Origin of the sequence: Streptomyces sp. NPDC021356 (assembly GCF_040641015.1) — a bacterium.
In the GTDB taxonomy this organism is placed as follows: Bacteria; Actinomycetota; Actinomycetes; order Streptomycetales; family Streptomycetaceae; genus Streptomyces.
The window spans coordinates 15773-40655 of record NZ_JBFACU010000034.1; the positions used below are offsets into that span (position 1 = coordinate 15773).

Genomic DNA, 24883 nt, shown 5'->3' on the forward strand with positions numbered 1-24883 from the left:
GAGGATCACTCGCAGCGACCGCGCAGCACCAGCGATGATTGATGCACTGTTGGATGCAGCAACGCTAATCATTCGCCGGGCGGCCACCCCGGCCCTTGGAGGAACCGTGCTCGATCTCCAGCGGCTGCGCGCCCTGCACGCCGTGTCCGTGCACGGGACCGTCGGCGCGGCGGCCACCGCGCTCGGCTACACCTCCTCCGCGGTGTCGCAGCAGATCGCCAAGCTGGAACGGGAGACCAGGACCGTACTCCTGGAGCGCGAGGGCCGCGGCGTGCGACTCACCGACGAGGCGCACCAACTGGTGGGCGCCGCACGGGAGTTGCTGGCGATCGTGGAGCGGGCCGAGACCGAGCTGGAGGAGCGGCGCGGGGTGCCGGCCGGGCGGTTGACCGTCGCGGCGTTCGCCTCGGCGGCGCGCGGGCTGCTGCCGGGCGTGCTGGCCGACCTGGCCCGGCGGCACCCCGCGCTGGACGCCCGGCTCAGTGAGGTCGACCCGCACCTGTCGGTGGACCTGGTCGCCAAGGGCGCCGTCGATCTCGCGGTCGCGCACGACTGGGACATCGCGCCGCTGCCCGCGCCGGCCGGCGTGGAGCAGGCGACCATCGGCGACGACCTGTGCGACCTGCTGGTGCCGGCCGGGCACCCGTTCGCGGGGCGGGCCGCGGTGCGGCGCTCGGAGCTGGGCGGCGAGCGGTGGATCTGCCAGCCGCCCGGCCGGGTGTGCCACGACTGGCTGCTGCGTACGCTGCGCGCCGCCGGGCACGAGCCGGACGTCGTCCACCAGGCCGACGAGAACCCGACGCTGGTCGCGCTGGTCGCCGCAGGTCTCGGCGTGGCGCTGATCCCCCGCCTGGGGCGCGGCCCGCTGCCCGAGGGGGTCGTCGAAGTCCCGCTGGACCCCGTGCCCGTACGGCATCTGTACGCACTGTGGCGCGCGGGGGCGGCCCGCCGGCCGGCGATCGCGGAGACGGTGCGCACGCTGCGGGAGCACTGGCCCGCGGTGTCGGCGCACGCCCCGCGCACGACCGCCTGAGCCCGGCCGGCGTCCTCGCGGCCCGACGTCCGGGCGCGTGCGGTCCCTTGACTGGCAGAAACTTCCCGGATATTGGTGACTCCTCGGAAGTTTCCTTCAGCGGAACCCCTCCGGAAGGAGCGCACGTGCACGAGCCCACACGCCCCTCCAGACGCAGCGTCCTCGCCGCCACCGCCACCCTCACCGCCGCCCTCGCCGTCGCAGGCACCGGCAGCGCGCAGGCCGCCGCCCGCCCCGACGAGCGGCGGCTGCGCGCGCTCGTCTCCCGGATGACCCTCGAGGAGAAGGTCGGGCAGCTGTTCGTGATGCGGGTCTACGGCCATTCGGCCACCGACCCCGACCAGGCCGACATCGACGCCAACCTCAAGGAGATCGGCGTCCGCACCGCCGCCGAGCTGATCGCCACCTACCGTGTCGGCGGCATCATCTACTTCACCTGGGCCCACAACACCCGCGACCCGCAGCAGATCGCGACCCTGTCCAACGGCATCCAGCGGGCCTCCCTCCAGCAGCCGCGCGGCCTGCCCGTGCTGGTCGCCACCGACCAGGAGCACGGCATCGTCTGCCGGGTCGGCAAGCCCGCCACGCTCTTCCCGGGCGCGATGGCCGTCGGTGCCTCGGGCTCCGTCTCCGACGCCCGCACCCTCGGCCGGATCTCCGGCGCCGAGCTGCGGGCGATGGGTATCAACCAGGACTACTCGCCCGACGCCGACGTCAACGTCAACCCGGCCAACCCGGTCATCGGCGTGCGCTCCTTCGGCGCCGACCCGGACGCGGTGGCCCGCCTGGTGGCGGCCGAGGTGAGGGGATATCAGGGCTCCGGGGTCGCGGCGACGGCCAAGCACTTCCCCGGGCACGGCGACACGGCCGTGGACAGCCACTACGGCTTCCCGGTCATCACGCACAGCCGGGAGGTGTGGGAGGAGCTGGACGCCGTGCCGTTCCGGGCGGCGATCAGGGCCGGGATCGACTCGATCATGACGGCGCACATCCAGTTCCCCGCGCTCGACGACTCCGGCGACCCGGCCACGCTCTCCCACCCCATCCTCACCGGCATCCTGCGCGGCGAGCTGGGCTACGACGGGGTGGTGATCACCGACTCGCTCGGCATGCAGGGGGTGCGCACCAAGTACGGTGACGACCGGGTGCCCGTGCTCGCGCTGAAGGCCGGCGTGGACCAGCTGCTCAACCCGCCCGATCTGAGCGTCGCCTGGCACGCGGTCCTGGACGCCGTGCGCGGCGGCGAGCTGACCGAGGCCCGGCTCGACGAATCGATCCTGCGCATTCTGCGGATGAAGGCGCGCAGGGGCCTGCTCGACGACCCGTACGTCTTTGAGCACCAGGTGGCGCACCGGGTCGGCACCCGCGAGCACCTGGCGGCGGCCGACCGTGTCGCCGAGCGGACGACGACCCTGCTGGTCAACGAGGGCCGGCTGCTGCCGCTGTCGCGCCGCAGCCACCGCAGGGTCCTCGTGGTGGGCGCCGACCCGGCCTCACCCTCGGGCACCACCGGCCCGCCCACCGGGGTCCTGGCCGCCGCCCTCACCGAGCTGGGCTTCACCGCCACCGCCCTGTCCACCGGCACCGCGCCCTCCCCGGCCGTGACCGACAAGGCGGTCGCGGCGGCGCGGGAGGCGGACGCGGTGGTGGTCGCGACGTACAACGTCACGGCGGACAGCGCGCAGCGCACGCTGGTGGAGCGGCTCACGGCGACCGGGCGGCCGGTGGTCGCGCTCGCCGTCCGCAACCCCTACGACGTCGCCCAGCTCCCGTCCGTACCGGCGTGCCTGGCGGCGTACTCCTGGACGGACGTGGAACTGCGCGCCGCCGCCCGGGTGATCGCCGGCCGGGTGCGGCCGCGCGGCAGGCTGCCGGTGCCGGTGCAGCGGGCGGACGATCCGGCGAAGGTGCTGTACCCGATCGGGTACGGCCTGACGTACTAGTGCTGCGGCCGGGGGCCGCGCCCGGGGATCCGTGTCCCCGGGCGCGGCCCACCGGTGTGCCGTGGTGAGGGCCTGAGCGTGCCTACGGCCTGAGCACGGGCTCGCGTTCCACGTCCCGCGCGTCCAGCTTCGCGTCCGGGCGGGCCAGCGGCCGGGCCGCCGACGGGTTCTCCCGCACCGCGGCGGGGGCGACGCCCGCCCAGTCGAGGATCCTGGCGGTGGCGAGCGCGTTCTGGTCCGGCACGAGGCCGGCGACGTTCGCGCCGTGGTTCATGCCCGGTGCCGTGAAGACGTACGAGTCCCGGGCGCCGTGGCCGAGGCGGAAGCGCTCCGAGCCCCACGGGTCGTTCTGCCCGTAGACGAACAGCATGTGCCGCGCGTGGTGGCGCACCCAGGTGTCGACGTCGCGCATCGCCCACGGCTGGAACCGCATCGGGATGGAGCGGGGCACGAAGTTGCGCGGCGGCTGGTAGCCGTAGCGGATCAGCTTCTTCTCGATGTGCGGGAAGTGGATCGTGGGCGCGCCCATCTGGGTGCCCGCCTGGTAGTAGTACGGCGTGTAGGTCTCCAGGCCCTGGTCGGTGTAGGCGGAGAAGCCGGAGATGGTGTCGACGGAGTCCCAGATCTGCTGGTCGGTGGCGGTGCGGGCGTCCGCGGGGATGGTGTCGCAGTCCTTCAGCAGGCTGTACTGCCAAAAGCCCCACACGTAGTCGAGGACGACCGCCTCGTAGGCGCGGTCCAGGCCGCCGATGGTGGTGAAGGTGGCGTGGGTGTCGGCGGCGTACTGCGCGTACTTCTTCTCCAGCGGCTCACGGCGCACCAGTGCCTCGCGCTGTACGGCGCCGAGCCGGTCGCGGCACTCCTTGGTGCCGACCGTCTCGAAGAAGCGGTCGTAGGCGGAGTCCTCGTCGTTGACGACGTCGTCGGGGGCGACGTAGGCGACGACGCCGTCCATGTCTCGCGGGTAGAACCGCTCGTAGTAGGTGGCTGTCATGCCGCCCTTGGAGCCGCCGGTGGCGATCCAGTTCTGCGAGTAGACCTGCTTGAGGGCCGTGAAGAGGCGGTGCTGGTCACTGGCCGCCTGCCAGATGTCGAGCTTGGACCAGTCGGCCGGGGCGGGCCGGGACGGGGTGAAGAAGCGGTACTCCAGGGAGACCTGGTTGCCGTCGACGAGGCGGGTCGGCTCGCTGCGGCTGGGGTTGGTGGAGACGTTGTAGCCGCTGGTGTAGAAGACCGTCGGACGGTCGACTCCCTTGTGCAGCAGGGTGAACCGCTGCTGGAAGGTTCCCTTGGACGGGTGCCGGTGGTCGATGGGCTGGGTGTAGTTCAGGACGAAGTAGCGGTAGCCGGTGTAGGGCTTCTCCTCGATCAGGCTCATGCCCGGTATGGACAGCAGCCGGTCCTTGATGTCGGTGCCGGTGGCCCCTGCCTGGGCGGCGGTGGCCGCCCCGGCCGTACTGACGGTGCCGACGAGCACCACCAGCGCCAGCAGCCATCTGAGCGCCTTGCGCATGCACACTCCCCTGTGAGACAGATGTGCGCCGGAAGCTATCGGAGCAACTCGGGTGCACACCAGGGGAGTCGGCGAATCGCCTCCCGCCCCGGCCGTCGCCGGGCCGGCGGCTCAGCCCGTCGGCACGACCACCGGGGCCGCCGCCCGGCCCGCCGCCCGGCCCGTCAGCACAGGATCCAGCCGCTGCTGACCGAGCGGGACCCGACCGAGCCGCCGACCCGCACGCAGCGGTGGCCGGCGTGCACGGTGACCGGGCCGGCCCGGTAGGAGTAGCGGCCCTTGTCGGTGACCGGGCGGTTGCCGCGGGCCTGCACGGTGACCGACATCGTCTGCTTGCGGCCGGGCCGGTCGGAGACCGTGACCGCGCAGACGTAGCCGTCGCGCTTGTAGACGTGCACGGAACCGGTGGCGAACGGCAGCGCCTTGACCTCGCGGCCCGCGCAGCCGGCGGAAGCCGCCTGCGCGGCGCCTGGCACGGCGAGCGCCAGCAGCCCGGCTCCGGTCAGCACGGCCAGGCCGAGCGCCAGCCGGCGGCGCAGCACAGCCCTGTCCACGGTCACCCCTCCCCTTGCGGCAGGCTCATCGACGTACGCATGTACGGACGCCGTACGTACCGCGGATGGTTGCCCCGCCGGGTCACCGGGACGCGCTGACCGGCTGCTCGGGCTCGCTCGTGCCGGTGAAGGTGCGCCACAGCTCGGCGTACCGGCCGCCGCGGGCCAGCAGTTCGTCGTGCGTGCCGTCCTCGGCGACGCGGCCGTGGTCCATCACCACCACCCGGTCGGCGCGGGCGGCCGTGGTCAGCCGGTGGGCGACCACGAGCGTGGTGCGGCGGCCCGCGAGCCGGTCGGTGGCCTGGTTGACCTGGGCCTCGGTGGCCAGGTCGAGGGCGGCCGTGGCCTCGTCGAGCAGGAGGACGTCCGGGTCGACGAGTTCGGCGCGGGCCAGGGCGATGAGCTGGCGCTGCCCGGCCGACAGGTTGCGGCCGCGTTCGGCGACCTCGTGCAGGTAGCCGCCGTCCAGCGTGGCGATCATCTCGTGCGCGCCGACCGCGCGGGCCGCGGCCTCCACCTCGGCGTCGGTGGCGTCCGGGCGGCCGTAGGCGATGGCGTCGCGGACGGTGCCCGGGAAGAGGTACGCCTCCTGCGGTACGACGCCGAGCCGGTGGCGGTACGCCGTGATGTCCAGGTCGCGCAGGTCCGTGCCGTCCACGGTGACCCGGCCGCCGGTCGGGTCGTAGAACCGGGCGACCAGCTTGACCAGGGTCGACTTGCCCGCGCCGGTCTCGCCGACGAAGGCGACGGTCTGCCCGGCGGGGATGCGCAGGTCGATCCCGGTCAGGGCCTCCTCCTCGTCGCCGTAGGCGAAGCGGACGTCCTCGAAGGCGATCTCGCCGCGCAGCGCGGGCACCTCGCGGGGCGCGGCGGCTGGCTCGGTGGACGTCGGCTCCTGGAGCAGTTCCTGGATGCGGCCGAGGGAGACGGTGGCCTGCTGGTAGCCGTCGAAGACCTGGGAGAGCTGCTGGACGGGGGCGAAGAACAGGTCGATGTAGAGCAGGTACGCCACCAGGGCGCCCGTGGTCAGCGTGGCCGCCTCCACCCGGCCGGCGCCCGCGATCAGCACGCAGGCCGCCGCGACCGAGGACAGGAGCTGCACGAACGGGAAGTAGACGGAGATCAGCCACTGTCCGCGTATCCGGGCCCTGCGGTAGCTGTCGCTGCGCTCGGCGAACCGCCGCCCGCCGTCGCGCTCGCGCCGGAACGCCTGCACGATGCGCAGCCCGGCCACCGACTCCTGGAGGTCGGCGTTGACCACCGACACCCGCTCGCGGGCGAGCTGGTAGGCCTTGACGCTGGCCCGGCGGAAGAAGAACGTGGCGACGATCAGCGGGGGCAGGGTCGCGAAGACGACCAGTGCCAGTCGGACGTCGATCACCAGCAGGGCGACCATGATGCCGAAGAAGGTGACCACGGAGACGAAGGCCGTGACCAGGCCGGTCTGCAGGAACGTCGACAGGGCGTCGACGTCCGTCGTCATCCTCGTCATGATCCGGCCGGTCAGCTCGCGCTCGTAGTAGGCCAGGCCGAGCCGCTGGAGCTGGGCGAAGATCTTCAGGCGCAGCGTGTACAGGACGCGCTCGCCGGTGCGGCCGGTCATCCGGGTCTCGCCGGTCTGCGCCGCCCACTGCACGAGCACGGTGAGCAGAGCCAGCAGGGAGGCCGTCCAGACGGCGCCCAGGGCCATCCTGGTGACGCCCTGGTCGATGCCGTGCCGGATCAGGACGGGCAGCAGCAGCCCCATGCCGGCGTCCAGGGCGACGAGGCCGAGGCTGGCCAGCAGGGGCGGTCCGAAGCCGTGCAGGAGGCGGCGCAGGCCGTAGGAGGTCTCGGGGCGTACGGCGCGGGCCTCGTCGACGTCGGGGGTGTCGGTGGCCGGCGGCAGGGCCTCCACCTGGGCCAGCAGTTCCGGGGTGGCGGGCATGCCGGCGGTCGCCGCGTCGCGCGGTTCGCGCTCGCCCGCCCACAGGGTGGGTGTGATGCCCCGCTCGGCGTCGAACTCCGCGTCCAGTTCCTCGCGGACCGAGGTGTCCTCCGCGGGAGCGGCGGGCAGGGCGTGGCCCGGGGAGACGCCGCCGAGTTCGTCGGGGTCGGTGAGCAGGCGCCGGTAGAGCGCTGAGCGCTCCTGGAGTTCGTCGTGGGTGCCGATGTCGGCGAGCCGGCCGCCGTCGAGGACGGCGATGCGGTCGGCGAGGCCGAGGGTGGAGCGGCGGTGCGCGATCAGCAGGGTGGTGCGGCCCTCCATGACCTGGGCGAGCGCCTCGTGGATCTCGTGCTCGACGCGGGCGTCGACGGCGGAGGTGGCGTCGTCCAGGACGAGCAGGCGCGGGTCGGTGAGGATGGCGCGGGCCAGGGCGACGCGCTGGCGCTGGCCCCCGGAGAGGGTCAGGCCCTGCTCGCCGACCTTGGTGTCGTAGCCGTCGGGCAGCTCGGCGATGAAACGGTCCGCCTGGGCGGCGCGCGCGGCGGCCGTGATCTCTTCGTCGGTGGCGTCGGGGCGGCCGTAGGCGATGTTGGCGCGGACGGTGTCGGAGAAGAGGAAGGAGTCCTCGGGGACCAGGCCGATCGCGGCCCTGAGCGAGTCCAGGGTCAGCTCGCGCACGTCGTGGCCGCCGATCAGGACGGCGCCGTGGGTGACGTCGTAGAAGCGCGGCAGGAGCAGGGAGACGGTGGACTTGCCGGAGCCGGAGGAGCCGACGACGGCGAGGGTCTCGCCGGGGCGGATCTCGAAGGACAGGCCCTTGAGGACGGGGCGGCCGTCGGTGTAGCCGAAGGACACGTCGTCGAACTCGACGGTGGCGGGCGCGTGTGCCGGCAGTTCCCTGGTGCCCTCGGTGAGCGTGGGCTCGGTGTCGATCAGCTCCAGCACGCGTTCGGTGCCTGCGCGGGCCTGCTGCCCGACCGTGAGGACCACGGCGAGCATGCGGACCGGGCCGACGAGCTGGGCGAGGTAGGTGGAGAAGGCGACGAACGTGCCGAGCGTGATGTGCCCCTTCACGGCCAGCCAGCCGCCGAGCGCCAGCATCGCGACCTGGCCGAGCGCGGGGACCGACTGGAGGGCCGGGGTGAACCTGGCGTTCAGCCGGATGGTGCGCAGCCGCCCGGCGAACAGCCTGCGGCCGACCGCGCGCAGCTTGGCGGTCTCCTGTTCCTCCTGCCCGAAGCCCTTCACCACGCGGACGCCGCTGACCGCGCCGTCCACCACGCCGGCGACGGCCGCCGCCTGCGCCTGCGCGTACCAGGTGGCCGGGTGCAGCCGGCTGCGGCTGCGCTTGGCGATCCAGCCGAGCGCGGGGGCGACGGCGAGGGCGACCAGGGTCAGCGGCAGCGACAGCCAGGCCATGATCACCAGGGAGATCACGAAGAGCAGGACGTTGCCGATGGTCATCGGCAGCATGAAGAGCAGGCCCTGGATGAGCTGGAGGTCGCTGGTGGCGCGGCCGATGACCTGCCCCGTGGACAGGTCGTCCTGGCGGCGGCCGTCCAGCTTCGTGATCGACCCGTACATCTCGGTGCGCAGGTCGTGCTGGACGTCGAGGGCGAGCCGGCCGCCGTAGTAGCGGCGGACGTAGGTGGCGGCGTACACGAGGAGCGCGGCGCCTATCAGGGCGCCGGCCCAGGGGGCCATGGCGCGGCTGTGGTCACCGATGACGTCGTCGATGATCACCTTGGTGATCAGCGGGACGACGGCCATGACCGCCATCCCGGCGAGTGAGGAGCCGAGGGCGAGGACGACGTCCTTCGGACAGCGCCACGCGTACGAGGCGAGCCTGCGCACCCACCCTCGTGTCTCCCCCGGTTGCGCTGCCACGTCGGTGCCTCCCTGACGGCCTGATCTTCCGGAAGGCACCAACAAGGGCGGCGGCGGATTTCATCCCCCCGCAACATTCGGTGGCGCGGCGGGGGCGGTCCGGGGACGCTCAGGGGGTGGCTCGGCGGCGGTCCGGGGGCGGTCCGGGGACGGTCCGGGGGTGGGGCGGGGGCGCTCCGGGGACGGTGAGGGGGCGGCCACACCCGGACCCGAAGGTGGTGGTCACACCCGGACCCGCAGGTGGTGGTCACACCCGGACCCGCAGGTAGTAGAACCTGGTCGTCTGCGCCGCGTTCGCGTTGTCGTCGCTGACCAGGAGGACGCGGAGGCGGCCCCGGGCGTCGCGGCCGGTGACGGTCATGCCCTCGATGTTGTCCAGGAGCGGGTTGGGCTGGGGCTGCCTGGCGGTGGCGCCGAGGGAAGGGCAGGCGGCGATGTCGGTGAGGAGGGTCTTCCCGACGGGGCGGACGCCGCTCTGTCCGGTCAGCTTCGCGACGCCGCTGGTGTCGGTCGCGCCGCGCGGGTCGGCGAGGTAGAGGCGGACGGTGTTGCCCGTCCCGGCGGTGAAGCCGCGCTCCAGGACGAGCAGCCGGCCGTCGGGGGTGGCCTGGACCTCGGGGACGCCGAGGCTCGCGTCGTCGGTGCGGTAGGCGTACTGCGCGGCGAGCCGGAAGTGGCCGTCCCCGGTCCGCTGCCAGGTCTGGAAGCGGACGGTGCGGGCGTCGTCGCCGCTGAGCGCGTACTCCATGGAGGCGAGGAGCGTGCGGCCGCCGGGCAGCAGGGTCAGGCCCTCGAAGGTCTGGTTGGCGGTGGCGCGGCCGGCGGGGGCCACGCGCAGCGCGTCGGGCACGGGCAGCCGGTCCAGGATGCGGCCGTCACGGGAGTAGCGGCGTACGGACGGCTCGGTCTCGGAGGTGACCAGGCGGGTGCCGTCCCGGTCGGCGACCAGGCCCTCGGAGTCGAGCGGCGCGCCCTTCTCGTCGGCGAGGGCGACGACACCGGTCGGTTTCAGTGTGCGCCGGTCCAGGGTGAACAGCTCGGAGCGGTCGGAGAGCGCTGCCAGGTCGCCGTGCCGGTCGCGGGCGAGCGCGGAGAAGTTGCCGGCGTACGAGCCGTGGTACGTCGTCTTGTCGAGCGCGTCGGAGAAGCGGTCGAGGGTGACGGACGGGGAGCAGGAGTGGTCCCCGGCCCCTGTGCGGTCCCGGGCCGTGGCGGCGGGGGCGGTGGAGGCGGCGGCCGGCCCGGCGGTGAGGCAGGTGGCCGCCGCCAGGCCGGCGGTGACGGTCGCGAGTACGGTTCTCAGGCGCATGACCGTCACCGTAGGGCTCCCCGGTGACCGGCGGGAGACCGCCTCGTGAAGGGTCAGCCGGTCGGCGGCACCGGGACGATCGCCTCCCTGGGCGTGGACGTCGGCTCCGCGCGCTTGACCCACCGCGCGGTGGGGGCGATGTCCTTGTGGACGGCCCGGGCGATGTTCTGGATGGTGGTGACGCCGTAGTCCATGGTGCTGTTGTCCTGGGTGAGCACCGTGATCGTGTAGTCGTGGCCGCCGCCGTTGAAGGTGCCGACGCTGTGCACCCGCCAGCCGTGGGTGGCACGCTCCAGCCAGCCGTTCTTCACGTGCCAGGCGACGGTGGAGGGCGCCCCGGCGGGGGTGCCCCAGCGCTGGGAGGAGACGACCTGGCCCATCAGCTTGAGGATGTAGGCGCGGGAGTTGTCGCTCAGGACCGAGTTCTTCGCCGTGACGAGGGCGAGCAGCTTCTGCTCGTCGCGCACGGTGATCTGGGTGAGGCCCCAGTAGCCGTCGGTGCCCGGCTTGGTCTGGGTCATACCGGCGGCGCTCAGGAAGCCCTTGACCTTGGTCAGGCCGAGCTGCTTCCACAGGGCGGACGTCGAGTCGTTGTCCGACTGGGTGATCATCGCCTTGGCGAGGTCGGCCTCGCGGTCGGTGAGCAGACGGTTCGTCTTCTTGGCGTCCCACAGCAGGGTGGCGAGGACGGTCACCTTGACCACGCTCGCCGAGTCGTAGGCGCTCGACTCCCGGAAGGTGCAGGTGGTGTCGGTGCTGCGGTCGCGCACGCCGACGGCGATGGAGCCCTTGCGGCCCGCCATGGCGGCGGTGATGTCCTTCTGCAGCTGGGCGGCCAGTCCCGCCTTGCCGGACGTGCAGCTGACCTTCGGTGCGGGGGCAGCGGCTGCGGGCGTCGCGGCGGCCACGCAGGGAACGAGCATCCCGGCGCCCGCACCGATCGCCGCGAGCGTCCTGACGCGTCGTGATATCCAGTGAGTCATACCCAGTGGACGCTCGGATTCGCGGTAATGGTTGTACGGACGCGGCAACTTGCGCACAGGTGGCCGGAACACGCCTGTCGACGGCTCCGGATGAGCGGCACCGCCGTGGGTAGGAAGAGCGCGTGGCAGAACAGAAGCCGAGCGACCACCACTTGTCCGGCCGGCTCCTCGCGGCACTGTGGACGATACGTCTGCTGGCCGGGAAGGGGGGAGCGGCGCCGCGGCGGGACGACCTCGCCGTGAAGGAGATGCCGATGCGTTTCCTCGGCAAGGAGCTGTCGTCCCTGATGGATCACGTCATGGCGGCCAGGTGCCGCGGGGGCGACCACTGGAAGTCGGCTGCCGAGGTCGTCCGGGAGGTACCGGACCTGCTGCCGCCCAAGGGCGTTCCGGGCGACACCATGAACCCGCGCGAGATGCACGCCTTCGCGGACGGGTACGCCGAACAGCGCGCGGCCCACGCGGAGAAGTACGGGCGGCTCGTGGAGGGGTGAAGGGCCCCTGTTTCCGGCCCCGCCCGTCGGCCCGGTCGGCGGACCTTGCGATCATGGTCCGGTCGTCGACGGGCAACGGGGAGGAAACAGTGAGCCATCACCTGGAGATGAGCACCGGGGACATGCGTCAGGTCGTCCGGCTGCTCACCGCCGTGGAGCCGACGCCCGAGCAGCAGCGGATACTCGCGATCGTGCGCGAGCGGTGCGAGGAGACGGACGCGCGGTTGCGCGAGGACGGCATCGACAGTGACGTGTCGGTCCGTCAGGCCCTGGACGAGCTGATGGACAGCGGCTTCAGCAAGGACATGGACCCCGCCTACCGCCGCGCGTTCCACGCCGCGGTGGCGTGTCACTTCTCGGACCCCACGGACCTGGGGTGGTGGCGGCGCACGTCCTGGTTCGGGCACGTGGACGACGAACTGGCCCGCCACGGAGTGCCCTCCGAGCTGCGCCTGATGTCGTTCCTGTTCAGCGGGGCGCCGATCCCGCTGCCGCACCCCGGGGACGTCGCACCGTCGATCGGCACCCTGCCGGCCCCGCGGGCCGCCGCGGTCGCGGACGCCTACGAGGCCGTTCTCCCCCGCCTCGACGAGGAGAGCGCGGACACCGTCGGCCGGTTCGCCGAGGTGCTGCGGTTCGAGGCGGAGGAATGGGAGAGCGCACGGGAACTCGGGCAGAACCTGGACACGATCTTCTTCTGGCTCAGCTGACGGCGGCCGACGGCCGACGATCAGTGGTCGGCAGTCGGCAGTCGGCAGTCAGGAGTCAGGAATCAGCAGCCGGCGGCCGGCATTCGGCGACGACCGTCAGTCCAGGTGCGTAGGCGCGAACATGCGCAGGACGGCGGGGAGGACGACCACCGACGGGCCGGGCGTCGCCAGCGCCCGCGCCAGGTCGGCCTCCAGCGTGTCGGGGGACGTACGCACGCCCGGTACGCCGAAGGACTCGGCGAGGGCGACGTAGTCGGGGCGGGTGAGTTCCGTGGCCGTGGCCTGCCCGAAGGCGTCGGTCATGTACTCGCGCAGGATGCCGTAGCCGCCGTCGTCGACGATCAGCCAGGTGACGTCCAGGTCGTACTGGCGGGCCGTGGCCAGTTCGGCGATCGAGTACAGGGCGCCGCCGTCGCCGGACACCGCGAGCACCGGGCGGGTGGGGTCGGCCACCGCCGCGCCGAGCGCCGCCGGGAAGCCGTAGCCGAGGCCGCCGGCGCCCTGGGCGGAGTGCATGGTGTTGGGTGCCTTGGCGTCGAAGGCCGACCAGGCCCAGTACGCCAGGATCGTCATGTCCCAGAAGGACGGTGAGCCGGCGGGCAGGGCGCGGCGCACCGACGCCAGCACCTCCTGCTCCAGGGTGAGGTCCTGGGCGGCGATGCGGTCGCGGACCTTGGCGAGGAGGTCGCGTACGCGGTCGGCGGCCGTGTCGTCGGCGCGCTCGTCCACCGTCTCCAGGAGTGCCTGGAGGGCGAGTCGGGCGTCGGCGTGGATGCCGAGGGCGGGGTGGTTGGACTCCAGTTTGCCGGGGTCGGCCTCGATCTGGATCACCCGGCCGCGCGGCGCGAACGTGTGGTAGTTCGAGGAGAGTTCGCCGAGTCCTGAGCCGACGACCAGCAGGACGTCGGCGTCCTCCAGGAAGTCGGTGGTGTGCCGGTCCTCCAGCCAGGACTGGAGCGAGAGCGGGTGGTTCCAGGGGAAGGCGCCCTTGCCGCCGAAGGTGGTGACGACGGGGGCGTTCAGCCTCTCGGCCAGCGCCCGCAGCTTCCCGGCGGCGTCCGCCCGGACCACGCCCCCGCCCGCGACGATCACCGGGCGGGTGGCCGTGGACAGCAACCGTGCCGCTACGGCCGTCAGTTCGGGGCGCGGTACGACGTCTTCCGGGGCCGCGTCCATCGCGGTCACCACCGGCAGGGAGGTCTGTGCCAGCAGCACGTCCTGCGGGATCTCCACCCAGACCGGGCCGTGCGGGGCGGTGAGCGCCGACTGCCAGGCCGCCGCGATCGCGGACGGGATCTGGGACTGGGTGCGGACCGTGTGGACGGACTTCACCACGCCCCGGAACGAGGCCGCCTGGTCGGGCAGTTCGTGCAGGTAGCCGTGGCGTCCGCCGCCGAGTCCCGCGGTCGGGACCTGGCTGCCGATCGCGAGGACGGGCGCGGAGGCCGCCGCCGCCTCCTGGAGGGCGGCCAGGGAGGTGAGGGCTCCCGGGCCGGTCGACAGGAGCAGCGGGGCGGCCTCGCCGGTGAGGCGGCCGTAGGCGTCGGCGGCGAAGCCCGCGTTGTTCTCCACCCTCAGGCCGATGTAGCGCAGGTCGGAGCGGCGCAGCGCGTCGAACATGCCGAGGGCGTGCTGGCCGGGCAGGCCGAAGACGGTGGTCGCGCCGAGCCCGGCCAGGGTCTCCACGACGAGGTCTCCGCCGGTGCGGCCGGGGGGAGGGTTCAGGGCGGCCTCCGTCTGCGCGGGCGTCGGGCGGAGCACCAGGTCGTGGTCGTGGGTCACTTGGGCTCGGTCTCCTCAGTGCGTCATGCGGTGCGGGCCGCCGCGATCTGGCGGCTCATGATGGTGGTCAGTTCGTACGCCGTGTGGGAGGCGGCGACGGAGGTGATCTCGGCGTGGTCGTAGGCCGGGGCGACCTCGACGACGTCCGCCGACACGAGGTTGCAGGAGGCCAGGCCGCGCAGGATCTCCAGGAGTTCGCGGGAGGTCATGCCGCCCGCCTCGGGGGTCCCGGTGCCGGGGGCGTGGGCCGGGTCGAGGCAGTCGATGTCGATGGAGATGTACAGCGGTCGGTCGCCGATGCGCTGGCGCAGCTGGTCGGCCACCTCGTCGGCGCCGCGGCGGTAGACGTCCGCGGAGGTGACGATGCCGAAGCCCATCTTCTCGTCGTCGGTGAGGTCCTGCTTGCCGTACAGCGGGCCGCGGGTGCCGACGTGGGAGAGGGCGGAGGTGTCGAGGATGCCCTCCTCGACGGCGCGGCGGAACGGGGTGCCGTGGGTGTACTCGGCGCCGAAGTAGGTGTCCCAGGTGTCGAGGTGGGCGTCGAAGTGGAGCAGCGCGACCGGGCCGTGCTTCTTGGCGACGGACCTGAGCAGCGGCAGGGCGATGGTGTGGTCGCCGCCGAGGGTCATCAGGCGGGCGCCGGTGCCGAGCAGCTCGTCGGCGGCGGCCTCGACGGTCTCCACGGCCTCGTTGATGTTGAACGGGTTCACCGCGATGTCACCGCCGTCCGCGACCTGGGCGAGGGCGAACGGGGAAGCGTCCTGGGCGGGGTTGTAGGGGCGCAGCAGCCGGGACGCCTCGCGGATGGCGTTGCCGCCGAAGCGGGCGCCCGGCCGGTAGGAGACGCCCGAGTCGAACGGCACGCCCACGACGGCGACGTCGGTGGTACCGACCTCGTCGAGGCGGGGCAGCCGGGCGAAGGTGGCGGGGCCGGCGTAGCGCGGGACGCGGGAGGAGTCGACGGGGCCGCGGGGCGTCTCGTTGCTGCTCATGGTGAAATGCCTTCTTTCCTGCGCTTCGTCGCGCATGTACTGCTTTCCTGGCGACTCTACGGGTGCGCCGGGACGGGTTCGGACGCGGGTTCGGGTGTGCGTCCGGCGAGGCGTTCGCGCCAGACGGCGAGGACGGACTCGTCGGTGGGCCTGGTGGCCAGCGACACGGCGACGTAGGCGACCAGCGAGGACAGCAGGCCGTAGTAGACGGGCTCGTTGGCGAGGATGCCGAAGCCCGCCATCAGGCCGATGACCGCGAGGCCGCCGACGGTCACGGAGGCGAGGGCGCCGGGCGCGGTGCCGCGCTTCCACAGCAGCCCGCCGAGGATCGGCACGAGCAGGCCGCCGACGAGCAGGTTGTACGCCACGGTCAGCGCCTCGACGACGTTGTTCAGCGCGATCGCGGTGCCGATGACGCCGACGCCCATGATCAGGATGAAGGCGCGGTTGCCCTTGACCTCGTCGTGCGCCTCGTCGTGCTCGCCGTCGTGCGCCTCGCCGGTGCGGCGCACCGCGCCCCGCAGCCGGGACCAGATGTCGTTGTTGGCGACGGTGGCGCAGGCGATCAGCGCGCCGGAGGAGGTCGACATCACGGCGGCCAGGGCGGCGGCGAGGACCAGGCCGCGCACGCCCACGGGCAGTTCGTCCTTGACGATGGTGGCGAACGCGTCGTCGGCGCTGCCCAGGTGCGGGTAGAGCACCTTGGCGGCGGTGCCGATGACGGCGCCGGCCAGGGCGTAGACGAGGCAGTAGGTGCCGGCGACGGTGCCGCCGTGGCGGGCGACCCTGTCGCTGCGGGCGGTGAACACGCGCTGCCAGATGTCCTGGCCGATGAGCATGCCGAAGGTGTAGATCAGCACGTAGGTGAAGATCGTCTCGCCGCCGATGCCCAGCGGGTCGAAGTACGAGGTCGGCAGCTTGGCCCGCATCGCGCCGAAGCCACCCGCCTTGACGACGGCGATGGGCAGCAGCAGGAGCAGGACGCCGATCGTCTTGACGACGAACTGCACCATGTCGGTCAGCGTGATGGACCACATGCCGCCGAGGGTGGAGTACGCGACGACGATCGCGCCGCCGATGACGATGGCGACGGTGCGGTTCAGGTCGAAGAGCACGTCGAAGATGGTGGCGTAGGCGATCGTGGAGGTGACCGCGAGCATGAGGGTGTACGCCCACATGACCACGCCGGAGATGATGCCCGCCTTCCCGCCGTAGCGCAGGTCGAGCATCTCGGAGACGGTGTAGACCCGCAGCCGGGCGATGCGGGCGGAGAAGAAGACCGACAGGGCGAGGATGCCGAGGCCGATGGTGAAGACCATCCAGGCCCCGGAGAGCCCGTACTTGTAGCCGAGCCCCACACCGCCGATGGTGGACGCGCCGCCGAGGACGATCGCCGCCATGGTGCCGGAGTACATCGCGGGCCCCAGGCGGCGGCCCGCCACCAGGAACTCGCTCTTGGACTTGGCGCGGCGCATGCCCCACCAGCCCATGGCCAGCATCCCGGCCAGATAGAGAACGATCACCGTGTAGTCGACGGCCATGGGGGCCCTCCTTCGCGCACTGTCCGGTGGCGGGTCGTGCAGAGACGTGTGGATTTCCTGGGGTCCCCCGGGAAGGGGGCGTCGGCAGTGGCACGCGGGGACATCCGCCCGTACCCGCGGCCGCCGGGTCTGGAACGACATTAGGTGGCCGGAAAGCGACTGCGAAGTGTACGTTTCATCCATTCGAGGGGGCGGGGATGGAGGGAACGCACACCATGCCGGACTCACCAGCCCCGGTAGCCCCGGTGGTCCCACCCACCCCGCCTGTCCCGCTGTCCGCGCTGCTGGCCCGCGAGGACCTCGCCCTGCGCCAGATCGCCGGGCCGTGCGGACCGGACGTCGTGATCCACTGGGCGCACACCTCGGAGATGGCCGACCCCTACCCGTACCTGCTGGGCGGCGAGCTGCTGCTGACGGCCGGTGTGCACATGGCGCAGGACGCGCCGGACGCCTGCTTCGACGACTACGTCGCCCGGATCGTCGCGGCGGGCGGCGCGGCCCTCGGGTTCGGTGTGGCACCCCTGCACGACACGGTCCCGGCCGCGCTGACGGCCGCCTGCGAGGCACGTGGCCTGCCGCTCCTGGAGGTGCCGCCCCGGACGACGTTCTCCGGGGTCGCCCGTGCCGTGTGGCAGCTGGTCGCCCAGTTGCGCATGGCCGAGCTGCGCCGGGTCACCGAGGCCCAGCAGAGCCTGGCCGCCGCGGCGTCCCGCCCCGATCCCGTCCCTTCCGTGCTGCGCCAGCTCGCCCAGCGGCTGGGCGGCCGGGCCGTGCTCTACGGTCCCGACGGGACCCGGATCGCGGGCGCGGGCCGGGAGCCGGCACAGGAGGTGCGGGCGGCGCTGGCCGGTCTGGCGGCGGTGGTGCGACCGGCTTCCGGTACCCGGCCGAATCCGGCAGCGCCGCCCGCGTCCGGCGCGCAGCCGGGGGCGCCGGCCGGCCCGTACGCGCCCAGCTCCGCGGCCGACACCGTGGCGGGCAGCCACCTCGCCGCCTACGCGCTCGGCGCCGGCCAGGGCTTCGTCCTCGGGGTGGCGGCCCCGCGCCGCGAGCCCGGGGACCACACCATCGCCTCCGTCGCCGCCGTCCTGCTGTCCCTGCTGACCGGCGAGCACCTGAGCGGCACGTCTGCGGCCCAATCGGCGGCGCTGGTCCGGATGCTGCTCGGGGCTCCCGCGCAGGACGTGGCACCGCTGCTCGGGCAGGGGCGGTGGACCGTCGTCCACGCACGCCCCGAGCACCGGCCGGCGGACGCCGTCGCCGCCTCCGCCCTCGGCGCTGCCCTGGGTTCGGCGCTGGTGGACCTCTGCGCCGAGTCCGGCGTCGTACGGGTCCTGTTGCCCGCCGAGCGGGAGGCGGTACGCCAGCCCGGCTGGACGCTCGGGGTCAGTACGGCCGTCCCCCCGCGGGAGTGGCCGGCCGCCGACACGCAGGCGGCGCGCGCCCTGGCCCGCGCCCGCGCCACCCGCAGCCCCCTGGTCCGCCACGGCGCCCGCCCCGGCCTCGGCGCCCTGCTCCCGCCCGAGGAGGCCGCGGCCCACGCCCGCACCGTCCTGGCCCCCCTCGCCGCGCACCCCGCCCTCACCGAGACCCTGCGCGCCTGGCTCTCCCTGCACGGCAGCTGGGACCGCACCGCGACCGCCCTGGCCGTCCACCGCAACACCGTCCGCCAACGCATCACCCGCTGCGCGGCCCTCCTCCACACCGACCTCGACGACCCCGACGTCCGCATGGAACTGTGGTTCGCGCTCAGGCACGGGGAGTGAGGGGCACGGCCGGGCACGGCGAGTGACCCGCGTCCCAGCCCGTGGCATGCGGCGGACTCGTGCAGCGGGCTGCCCCACAATGGGTGCCATGCCGATACCCGGGACACCCAGCCGCGCCGAACTCGTCGACCATCTCGTGAGGACCCGTATCGCGGGGGACGTCGCCACGCCCCGTGAGAACAACCTCTCGCACTACCGCAAGCTGGCCAACGGCGACCGGAACTTCTGGCTCGGCCTGGAACTCGGCGACCGCTGGAGCGACGAGCAGGACGTGCTCGCGGTGATGGCCGAACGGGTCGGCGTCAACGACGACCCCGAGTACCGGCAGGGCCAGGACACCATCGACCCCGAGCTGACCGTCGACGGCCTGGAGCGGCTGGCCGGCCGGCTGCGCAAGGCGGCCGACGGCGGCCAGCGCGTGCTGTTCGCCACCGGTCACCCCGGCGGCCTGCTGGACGTGCACCGCGCCACGGGCGCCGCGCTGCGCGCCGCCGGCTGCGAGATCGTCGTCATCCCGGAGGGGCTGCGGACGGACGAGGGGTACGTCATGCAGTTCGCGGACGTGGCGGTGCTCGAACACGGCGCCACGCTGTGGCACACCCACTCGGGCGAGCCGATGCGGGCCGTCCTCACCGGCCTGGAGCGCGCGGGCCGCCCGCTGCCCGACCTGGTCGTCGCCGACCACGGCTGGGCGGGCTGCGCCGGGCAGCTCGGCGTGGACTCCGTCGGCTACGCCGACTGCAACGACCCGGCCCTCTTCCTCGCCGAGGCCGAGGGGACCGTCCAGGTGACGGTCCCCCTCGACGACCACGTGGTCAGCCCCCGCTTCTACGACCCGATGACCGCCTACCTGCTGGACCGGGCGGGCCTGGCCTTCTGACCGCGCCCGTCACGGCCAGGGACTGAGCCCCTCCGAGCGGCGCTGCGCGTATCCCGGTGTCGGGTCCAGGTAGACCCGGCTGACGACGGGGAACGCCTCGCGCAGCCGTTGCTCGGCCCGCTCGCACGCCCACTCGATCTGCGCCGCGGTCGACACGTCCCGGAAGTCGACCTTCGCCGCCACCAGGGCCTCCCTGGGGCCCTGCACGAGCGTGGTCAGCTCCAGTACGGCCTCGATGTGCTCCACCGCCAGCAGCTCCACCCGGATCCGCTCCCGGGTGGCGCGGGGCAGCGGGCGTCCGATGAGCAGTTCCACGTTGGAGCGGCCCAGCACCCAGGCCACGTACAGGAGCAGTGCGCCGATGCACAGGGAGGCGATGCCGTCCCAGACGCCGGAGCCGGTGAGCTGCCCGCCGAGCAGGCCGCCGGCCGCGAGCAGCAGGCCGGCCAGGGCGGCGGAGTCCTCCATGACGACGGCCTTGACGGCGGTGTCGGCGGTGCGCCGGAAGTAGCGGGGGAAGGGCACCTTGAGGCGCGCGGCCTCACCGCGGGCCTGGCGCAGGCCGGTGCGCAGGGAGAAGCCCTCCAGCAGGAAGGCGACGGCGAGGACGATGTACGACACCAGCGGGTCGCCGAGTTCCTCCCCGGCGAGGAGGGTGTGGACGCCGTCGTAGAGGGAGAAGACCGCGCCGCCGACGAACGTGGCGACGGCGGCGAGCAGCGCCCAGATGTAGCGCTCGGGGCCGTAGCCGAGCGGGTGGTCCTCGTCGGCGGGGCGTTCGCTGCGCTTGAGCGCGGTGAGCAGCAGGACCTCGGTGACCGTGTCGGCCACGGAGTGCGCGGCCTCGGACAGCATGGCGCTGGATCCGCTGAGCACCCCGGCCACCGCCTTGGCCAGCGCGATGCCGAGGTTGGCCAGGGCGGCGACGATCACCGTGAAGGTGCTCTCGCCGCCGCCTGCCCGCTGTGCTGTCGTGTCCCGTGCGGTGTCCGCCATGCCCCTCAGTGTTCCCGGGGAACGCGGACCACGCCTTCCTGGATCACCGAGACGGCCAGCCGGCCGTCCCGCGTGTGGATGCGGGCCTGCCCGAGGCCGCGCCCGCCGGACGCCGAGGGCGACTCCTGGTCGTACAGCAGCCACTCGTCGGCGCGGAACGGCCGGTGGAACCACATGGCGTGGTCCAGGGAGGCCCCGACGACGTCCCCCACCGCCCAGCCGCCGCGCCCGTGCGCGAGCAGCACCGAGTCGAGCAGCGTCATGTCGGAGACGTAGGTGGCGAGGACGACGTGCAGGAGGGGCTGGTCGATGTCGCCGTCGAGTTTGCCGTTGGTGCGGAACCACACCTGGGAGTGCGGCTCGCGGGGTGCGCCGAACTCCCCGTACGGGGGCTCGTCGACGTACCGCAGGTCGACGGCCTCGCGGGTTTCGAGGAACCGTTCGATCACCTCGGGCGGCAGGTGGTCGTAGCCGCGCAGCCGTTCGGCGGAGGTGGGCAGGGTCTCCGGGTCGGGGGCGGACGGCATGGGGACCTGGTGGTCCAGGCCCTCCTCGTACGTCTGGAAGGACGCCGAGAGGTGGAAGATCGGCTGTCCGTGCTGGACGGCGACGACCCGCCGGGTGGTGAAGGAGCGGCCGTCGCGGATGCGGTCCACCGTGTAGACGATGGGCGCGCCGGGGTCGCCGGGGCGCAGGAAGTAGGCGTGCAGCGAGTGCGCGTGCCGGTCGGCGGGCACCGTGCGCCCGGCGGCGACCAGTGCCTGCGCCGCGACCTGCCCGCCGAAGACGCGGGGTACGACGGCGGAGCGGGACCGGCCGCGGAAGATGTCCCGCTCGATCCGCTCCAGGTCGAGCAGATCGAGCAGGGACTGCAGTGCCGTGCTCACGGGTCCTACAGGCCCATGTTCTTGGCGATGATCGACTTCATGATCTCGCTGGTGCCGCCGTAGATGCGGTTCACGCGGTTGTCCGCGTACAGACGGGCGATCGGGTACTCGTTCATGTAGCCGTAGCCGCCGTGGAGCTGGAGGCAGCGGTCGATGACGCGGTGGGCGACCTCGGTGCAGAACAGCTTGGCGGAGGCGGCCTCGGCGGAGGTCAGCTCGCCGGCGTCCAGGGCCTCGGTGGCGCGGTCGGCGACGGCCTCGGCGGCGTCGACCTCGGCCTGGCAGGCGGCCAGCTCGAACTTGGTGTTCTGGAAGTGGGCGACGGGCTTGCCGAAGACGGTGCGCTCCTGCACGTAACTCTTGGCGAAGCGGACGGCGGCCTTGGCCTGCGCGTAGGCGCCGAAGGCGATGCCCCAGCGCTCGGAGGCGAGGTTGTGGCCGAGGTAGGAGAAGCCCTTGTTCTCCTCGCCGAGCAGGTCCTCGACCGGGACCTTGACGTCGACGAAGGCCAGCTCGGCGGTGTCGGAGGTGCGCAGGCCCAGCTTGTCGAGCTTGCGGCCGACGGAGTAGCCCTCGGACTTGGTGTCCACGGCGAACAGGGAGATGCCGTGGCGGCGGTCCTCGGCGGTCGGCGCGGCGGTGCGGGCGCAGACGATGACGCGGTCGGCGTGGACGCCGCCGGTGATGAAGGTCTTGGCGCCGTTGAGGACGTAGTGCGTGCCGTCCTCGGAGAGCTTGGCGGTGGACTTCATGCCCGCGAGGTCGGAACCGGTGCCCGGCTCCGTCATCGCGATGGCCCACATCTCCTCGCCGGTGACGAACTTGGGCAGGTAGCGCTTCTTCTGCTCGTCGGTGGCCAGCATCTTGATGTACGGCAGGGCGAGCAGCACGTGCACGCCGGAGCCGCCGAAGCTGACGCCCGCGCGGGCGGTCTCCTCGTACAGGACGGCCTCGAACTTGTGGCTGTCCAGGCCGGCGCCGCCGAACTCCTCGGGCACGTTGATACCGAAGATGCCCAGCTCACCGAGCTTGTAGTAGAAGTCGCGCGGGGCCTGGCCGGCCGCGAACCACTCGTCGTACACGGGTACGACCTCGGCCTCGATGAAGGCGCGGAGGGTCTCCCGGAACGCCTCGTGATCCTCGTTGAACACCGTACGGCGCACGCCGCCCACCTCCGCGACCTCGACTGTCTAAGCGCTTGCTCATACAAACGTACCGGCGAGTACGGGGGGCAGTAAAGAGTGAGGCTGGTAACGCGCGTCACGTAAAGCGCCCCCAAGGGGGCGCGCGGAACTGCGCGATCAACCCCCACCGCCGCGCACCCGCCGACGAAGCGCATCGCCCACCCCCATGGGCGCCCCTGCTCAGCCCGCCGCAGACGCGAACGCCCCCCGGGCCATCCGGTGCAGCAGCTCCGCCGTGGCCCCCCGCCCCGGCAGAACCCCCCGCCGCCCCAGGTGCGGCGTGGAGTTCAGCAATCCGAACACCGAGTGCACCGCCGAGCGCGCGGCCGGTTCGGCGAGGTCCGGGTGCACCTGGCGGACCACCTCCACCCACAGTTCGACGTACTGCCGCTGGAGCTGGCGCACCAGCTTGCGGTCGCTGTCCCGGAGGCGGTCCAGCTCGCGGTCGTGCAAGGTGATGAGGGAGCGGTCGTCGAGCGCGAAGTCGATGTGCCCCTCGATGAACGAGTCGAGGACCGCGCCCGGACCCGCCGCCCCGTCCGCCTCCGCCAGGCGCCGCTTCGCCCCGGTCAGCAGCCGGCCGCTGATGCCGACCAGCAGTTCCGCGAGCATGGCGTCCTTGCCGGGGAAGTGCCGGTACAGGCCCGGTCCGCTGATGCCCACCGCGGCGCCTATCTCGTCGACGCCGACGCCGTGGAAGCCGCGTTCGGCGAAGAGCCGCGCGGCTTCCTTGAGGATCTGCTCGCGGCGGGTGGGGGCGTCGGTTCGCGTGGCCATGAGAACAATTCTAGACAGCGGCGTTAGCGCTCGTTAACCTGAAGGAAATGGGTTAACGCTCATTAACAGTGGATCACTGGGTGAGGGGACCGCGAGGATGCAGGAGGCACCGGAGCTGACGAGCGCGGCCGACCCCGCGTCGGAGGCCTGGCGGGCCAACGAACAGGCGCACCGGGCGCTCGTCGAGGAGCTGCGCGGCAAGCTGGCCGCCGCCCGGCTCGGCGGCGGCGAGCGGGCGCGGGCCCGCCACACCGCGCGCGGGAAGCTGCTGCCACGCGAGCGCGTGGACACCCTTCTCGACGCGGGCTCGCCGTTCCTGGAGCTGGCCCCGCTGGCCGCCGACGGGATGTACGACGGGCAGGCCCCGGCCGCCGGGGTCATCGCGGGGATCGGCAGGGTGAGCGGGCGCGAGTGCGTGATCGTCGCCAACGACGCCACCGTCAAGGGCGGCACGTACTACCCGATGACGGTGAAGAAGCACCTGAGGGCCCAGGAGGTGGCCCTGGAGAACCGCCTGCCGTGCCTGTACCTGGTCGACTCGGGCGGCGCGTTCCTGCCGATGCAGGACGAGGTCTTCCCCGACCGGGAGCACTTCGGCCGGATCTTCTACAACCAGGCGCGCATGTCGGGCGCGGGCATCCCGCAGATCGCGGCCGTGCTCGGCTCGTGCACGGCGGGCGGGGCGTACGTCCCGGCGATGAGCGACGAGGCGGTGATCGTCCGGGGCCAGGGCACCATCTTCCTGGGCGGCCCGCCGCTGGTGAAGGCGGCCACCGGGGAGGTCGTGACCGCCGAGGAGCTGGGCGGCGGCGAGGTGCACTCACGGACCTCCGGTGTCACCGACCACCTCGCCGAGGACGACGCGCACGCACTGCGGATCGTGCGTACCATCGTCTCCACCCTTCCCGCGCGCGGGACGCTGCCCTGGCAGGTCACCGAGAGCGTGGAGCCGAAGGTCGACCCCTACGGGCTGTACGGCGCGGTGCCCGTGGACTCCCGTACCCCCTACGACGTGCGCGAGATCATCGCACGCGTGGTGGACGGCTCGCGCTTCGCCGAGTTCAAGGCGGAGTTCGGGCAGACCCTGGTCACCGGCTTCGCCCGGATCCACGGCCACCCGGTGGGCATCGTCGGCAACAACGGCATCCTGTTCTCCGAGTCCGCCCAGAAGGGCGCCCACTTCATCGAGCTGTGCGACCAGCGCGGCATCCCGCTGCTGTTCCTGCAGAACATCTCGGGCTTCATGGTGGGCCGCGACTACGAGGCGGGCGGCATCGCCAAGCACGGCGCGAAGATGGTCACCGCGGTGGCCTGCGCGCGCGTGCCCAAGCTGACGGTCGTCGTCGGCGGCTCCTACGGCGCGGGCAACTACTCGATGTGCGGCCGTGCCTACTCCCCCCGCTTCCTGTGGATGTGGCCGAACGCGAAGATCTCCGTCATGGGCGGCGAGCAGGCCGCCTCCGTGCTCGCCACGGTCAAGCGCGACCAGCTCGAAGCGCGCGGCGAGGAATGGTCCGTGGACGACGAGGAGACCTTCAAGGCGCCCGTCCGCGCCCAGTACGAGCACCAGGGCAGCGCCTACTACGCCACCGCCCGCCTGTGGGACGACGGCGTGATCGACCCGCTGGAGACCCGGCAGGTGCTGGGCCTGGCCCTGACCGCGTGCGCCAACGCTCCGCTGGGCGACCCCCAGTTCGGCGTTTTCCGGATGTGAGGGGGACTTCA

Annotated in this window: 19 protein-coding genes; 7 read left to right on the forward strand and 12 right to left on the reverse strand. The window is 72.8% G+C overall.

What is annotated here, in order from left to right; all coding sequences use genetic code 11:
• Positions 1-106 precede the first annotated feature (106 nt).
• Together AB0G56_RS33325 and AB0G56_RS33330 are read left to right on the forward strand one after the other, a co-directional pair.
• Positions 107-1033, forward strand: a complete 927-nt coding sequence (locus tag AB0G56_RS33325; protein ID WP_360977012.1) for a LysR family transcriptional regulator — start codon at positions 107-109, stop codon at positions 1031-1033.
• A 125-nt stretch (positions 1034-1158) separates the two neighbouring features.
• Complete coding sequence (locus AB0G56_RS33330; RefSeq protein ID WP_360977015.1) at positions 1159-2976, forward strand: glycoside hydrolase family 3 protein; 1818 nt, start codon at positions 1159-1161, stop codon at positions 2974-2976.
• Between the two features lie 82 nt (positions 2977-3058).
• Here AB0G56_RS33330 and AB0G56_RS33335 read toward each other — a convergent pair whose 3' ends face one another.
• The 5 genes from AB0G56_RS33335 to AB0G56_RS33355 all read right to left on the reverse strand — a co-directional run bounded on the left by AB0G56_RS33335 (position 3059) and on the right by AB0G56_RS33355 (position 11149).
• Positions 3059-4489: a S28 family serine protease gene (locus tag AB0G56_RS33335; protein ID WP_360977018.1), complete on the reverse strand. Its 1431-nt coding sequence runs from the start codon at positions 4487-4489 to the stop codon at positions 3059-3061.
• Positions 4490-4653: 164 nt separating this feature from the next.
• Entirely contained in the window at positions 4654-5043 is a 390-nt protein-coding gene (locus tag AB0G56_RS33340; protein WP_360977021.1) for a hypothetical protein, read from the reverse strand.
• 82 nt (positions 5044-5125) lie between these two features.
• Positions 5126-8857 carry an ABC transporter ATP-binding protein gene (locus AB0G56_RS33345; protein ID WP_360977023.1) on the reverse strand — a complete coding sequence of 1244 codons (3732 nt, stop codon included), beginning with the start codon at positions 8855-8857 and terminating at the stop codon, positions 5126-5128.
• Positions 8858-9104: 247 nt separating this feature from the next.
• Positions 9105-10166, reverse strand: a complete 1062-nt coding sequence (locus tag AB0G56_RS33350; RefSeq protein ID WP_360977026.1) for an esterase-like activity of phytase family protein — start codon at positions 10164-10166, stop codon at positions 9105-9107.
• Positions 10167-10219: 53 nt separating this feature from the next.
• Entirely contained in the window at positions 10220-11149 is a 930-nt protein-coding gene (locus AB0G56_RS33355) for a serine hydrolase (RefSeq protein ID WP_360977029.1), read from the reverse strand.
• 122 nt (positions 11150-11271) lie between these two features.
• Here AB0G56_RS33355 and AB0G56_RS33360 point away from each other — a divergent pair, with 122 nt between their 5' ends.
• Together AB0G56_RS33360 and AB0G56_RS33365 are read left to right on the forward strand one after the other, a co-directional pair.
• Positions 11272-11643: a hypothetical protein gene (locus tag AB0G56_RS33360; RefSeq protein WP_360977032.1), complete on the forward strand. Its 372-nt coding sequence runs from the start codon at positions 11272-11274 to the stop codon at positions 11641-11643.
• An 89-nt stretch (positions 11644-11732) separates the two neighbouring features.
• Entirely contained in the window at positions 11733-12353 is a 621-nt protein-coding gene (locus AB0G56_RS33365) for a hypothetical protein (RefSeq protein WP_360977035.1), read from the forward strand.
• A gap of 96 nt (positions 12354-12449) precedes the next feature.
• On the opposite strand, the gene AB0G56_RS33370 is transcribed toward AB0G56_RS33365, so the two are convergent.
• The 3 genes from AB0G56_RS33370 to AB0G56_RS33380 are packed head-to-tail and all read right to left on the reverse strand — an operon-like array spanning position 12450 to position 16668.
• Positions 12450-14135, reverse strand: a complete 1686-nt coding sequence (locus AB0G56_RS33370) for a thiamine pyrophosphate-binding protein (protein WP_360977038.1) — start codon at positions 14133-14135, stop codon at positions 12450-12452.
• A 23-nt stretch (positions 14136-14158) separates the two neighbouring features.
• The gene (gene speB / locus AB0G56_RS33375) at positions 14159-15127 is read right to left on the reverse strand and encodes an agmatinase (RefSeq protein ID WP_360977040.1); all 969 of its coding nucleotides are present in this window, start codon (positions 15125-15127) and stop codon (positions 14159-14161) included.
• A gap of 56 nt (positions 15128-15183) precedes the next feature.
• Positions 15184-16668: a sodium:solute symporter gene (locus AB0G56_RS33380; protein ID WP_360977043.1), complete on the reverse strand. Its 1485-nt coding sequence runs from the start codon at positions 16666-16668 to the stop codon at positions 15184-15186.
• A 197-nt stretch (positions 16669-16865) separates the two neighbouring features.
• Between AB0G56_RS33380 and AB0G56_RS33385 the strand changes: the two genes are divergently transcribed.
• Together AB0G56_RS33385 and AB0G56_RS33390 are read left to right on the forward strand one after the other, a co-directional pair.
• Positions 16866-18434: a PucR family transcriptional regulator ligand-binding domain-containing protein gene (locus AB0G56_RS33385; RefSeq protein ID WP_360977046.1), complete on the forward strand. Its 1569-nt coding sequence runs from the start codon at positions 16866-16868 to the stop codon at positions 18432-18434.
• An 88-nt stretch (positions 18435-18522) separates the two neighbouring features.
• Positions 18523-19314, forward strand: a complete 792-nt coding sequence (locus AB0G56_RS33390; protein WP_360977049.1) for a phosphatase — start codon at positions 18523-18525, stop codon at positions 19312-19314.
• 9 nt (positions 19315-19323) lie between these two features.
• Here the strand turns inward: AB0G56_RS33390 and AB0G56_RS33395 are convergent, their stop codons facing one another.
• The 4 genes from AB0G56_RS33395 to AB0G56_RS33410 all read right to left on the reverse strand — a co-directional run bounded on the left by AB0G56_RS33395 (position 19324) and on the right by AB0G56_RS33410 (position 23158).
• A complete protein-coding gene (locus tag AB0G56_RS33395; RefSeq protein ID WP_360977052.1) occupies positions 19324-20310 on the reverse strand; it encodes a cation diffusion facilitator family transporter in 987 nt (328 codons plus the stop codon).
• A 5-nt stretch (positions 20311-20315) separates the two neighbouring features.
• A complete protein-coding gene (locus AB0G56_RS33400) occupies positions 20316-21197 on the reverse strand; it encodes an acyl-CoA thioesterase II (RefSeq protein WP_360977054.1) in 882 nt (293 codons plus the stop codon).
• Between the two features lie 5 nt (positions 21198-21202).
• Positions 21203-22360 carry an acyl-CoA dehydrogenase family protein gene (locus tag AB0G56_RS33405; protein WP_360977057.1) on the reverse strand — a complete coding sequence of 386 codons (1158 nt, stop codon included), beginning with the start codon at positions 22358-22360 and terminating at the stop codon, positions 21203-21205.
• Between the two features lie 201 nt (positions 22361-22561).
• Positions 22562-23158 (reverse strand): TetR/AcrR family transcriptional regulator, encoded by a 597-nt coding sequence (locus AB0G56_RS33410; protein WP_360977060.1) that lies wholly within the window; start codon positions 23156-23158, stop codon positions 22562-22564.
• 97 nt (positions 23159-23255) lie between these two features.
• Between AB0G56_RS33410 and AB0G56_RS33415 the strand changes: the two genes are divergently transcribed.
• A complete protein-coding gene (locus AB0G56_RS33415; protein WP_360977062.1) occupies positions 23256-24872 on the forward strand; it encodes a carboxyl transferase domain-containing protein in 1617 nt (538 codons plus the stop codon).
• Positions 24873-24883: the final 11 nt, after the last annotated feature.

Excerpts from the sequence above, each read along its gene's own strand:
- AB0G56_RS33335 (WP_360977018.1), bottom strand. The coding sequence starts at position 4,489 with ATGCGCAAGGCGCTCAGATGGCTGCTGGCGCTGGTGGTGCTCGTCGGC.
- AB0G56_RS33350 (WP_360977026.1), bottom strand. The coding sequence starts at position 10,166 with ATGCGCCTGAGAACCGTACTCGCGACCGTCACCGCCGGCCTGGCGGCG.
- AB0G56_RS33355 (WP_360977029.1), bottom strand. The coding sequence starts at position 11,149 with ATGACTCACTGGATATCACGACGCGTCAGGACGCTCGCGGCGATCGGT.
- speB (WP_360977040.1), bottom strand. The coding sequence starts at position 15,127 with ATGAGCAGCAACGAGACGCCCCGCGGCCCCGTCGACTCCTCCCGCGTC.
- AB0G56_RS33380 (WP_360977043.1), bottom strand. The coding sequence starts at position 16,668 with ATGGCCGTCGACTACACGGTGATCGTTCTCTATCTGGCCGGGATGCTG.
- AB0G56_RS33385 (WP_360977046.1), top strand. The coding sequence starts at position 16,866 with ATGGAGGGAACGCACACCATGCCGGACTCACCAGCCCCGGTAGCCCCG.
- AB0G56_RS33390 (WP_360977049.1), top strand. The coding sequence starts at position 18,523 with ATGCCGATACCCGGGACACCCAGCCGCGCCGAACTCGTCGACCATCTC.
- AB0G56_RS33395 (WP_360977052.1), bottom strand. The coding sequence starts at position 20,310 with ATGGCGGACACCGCACGGGACACGACAGCACAGCGGGCAGGCGGCGGC.
- AB0G56_RS33410 (WP_360977060.1), bottom strand. The coding sequence starts at position 23,158 with ATGGCCACGCGAACCGACGCCCCCACCCGCCGCGAGCAGATCCTCAAG.
- AB0G56_RS33415 (WP_360977062.1), top strand. The coding sequence starts at position 23,256 with ATGCAGGAGGCACCGGAGCTGACGAGCGCGGCCGACCCCGCGTCGGAG.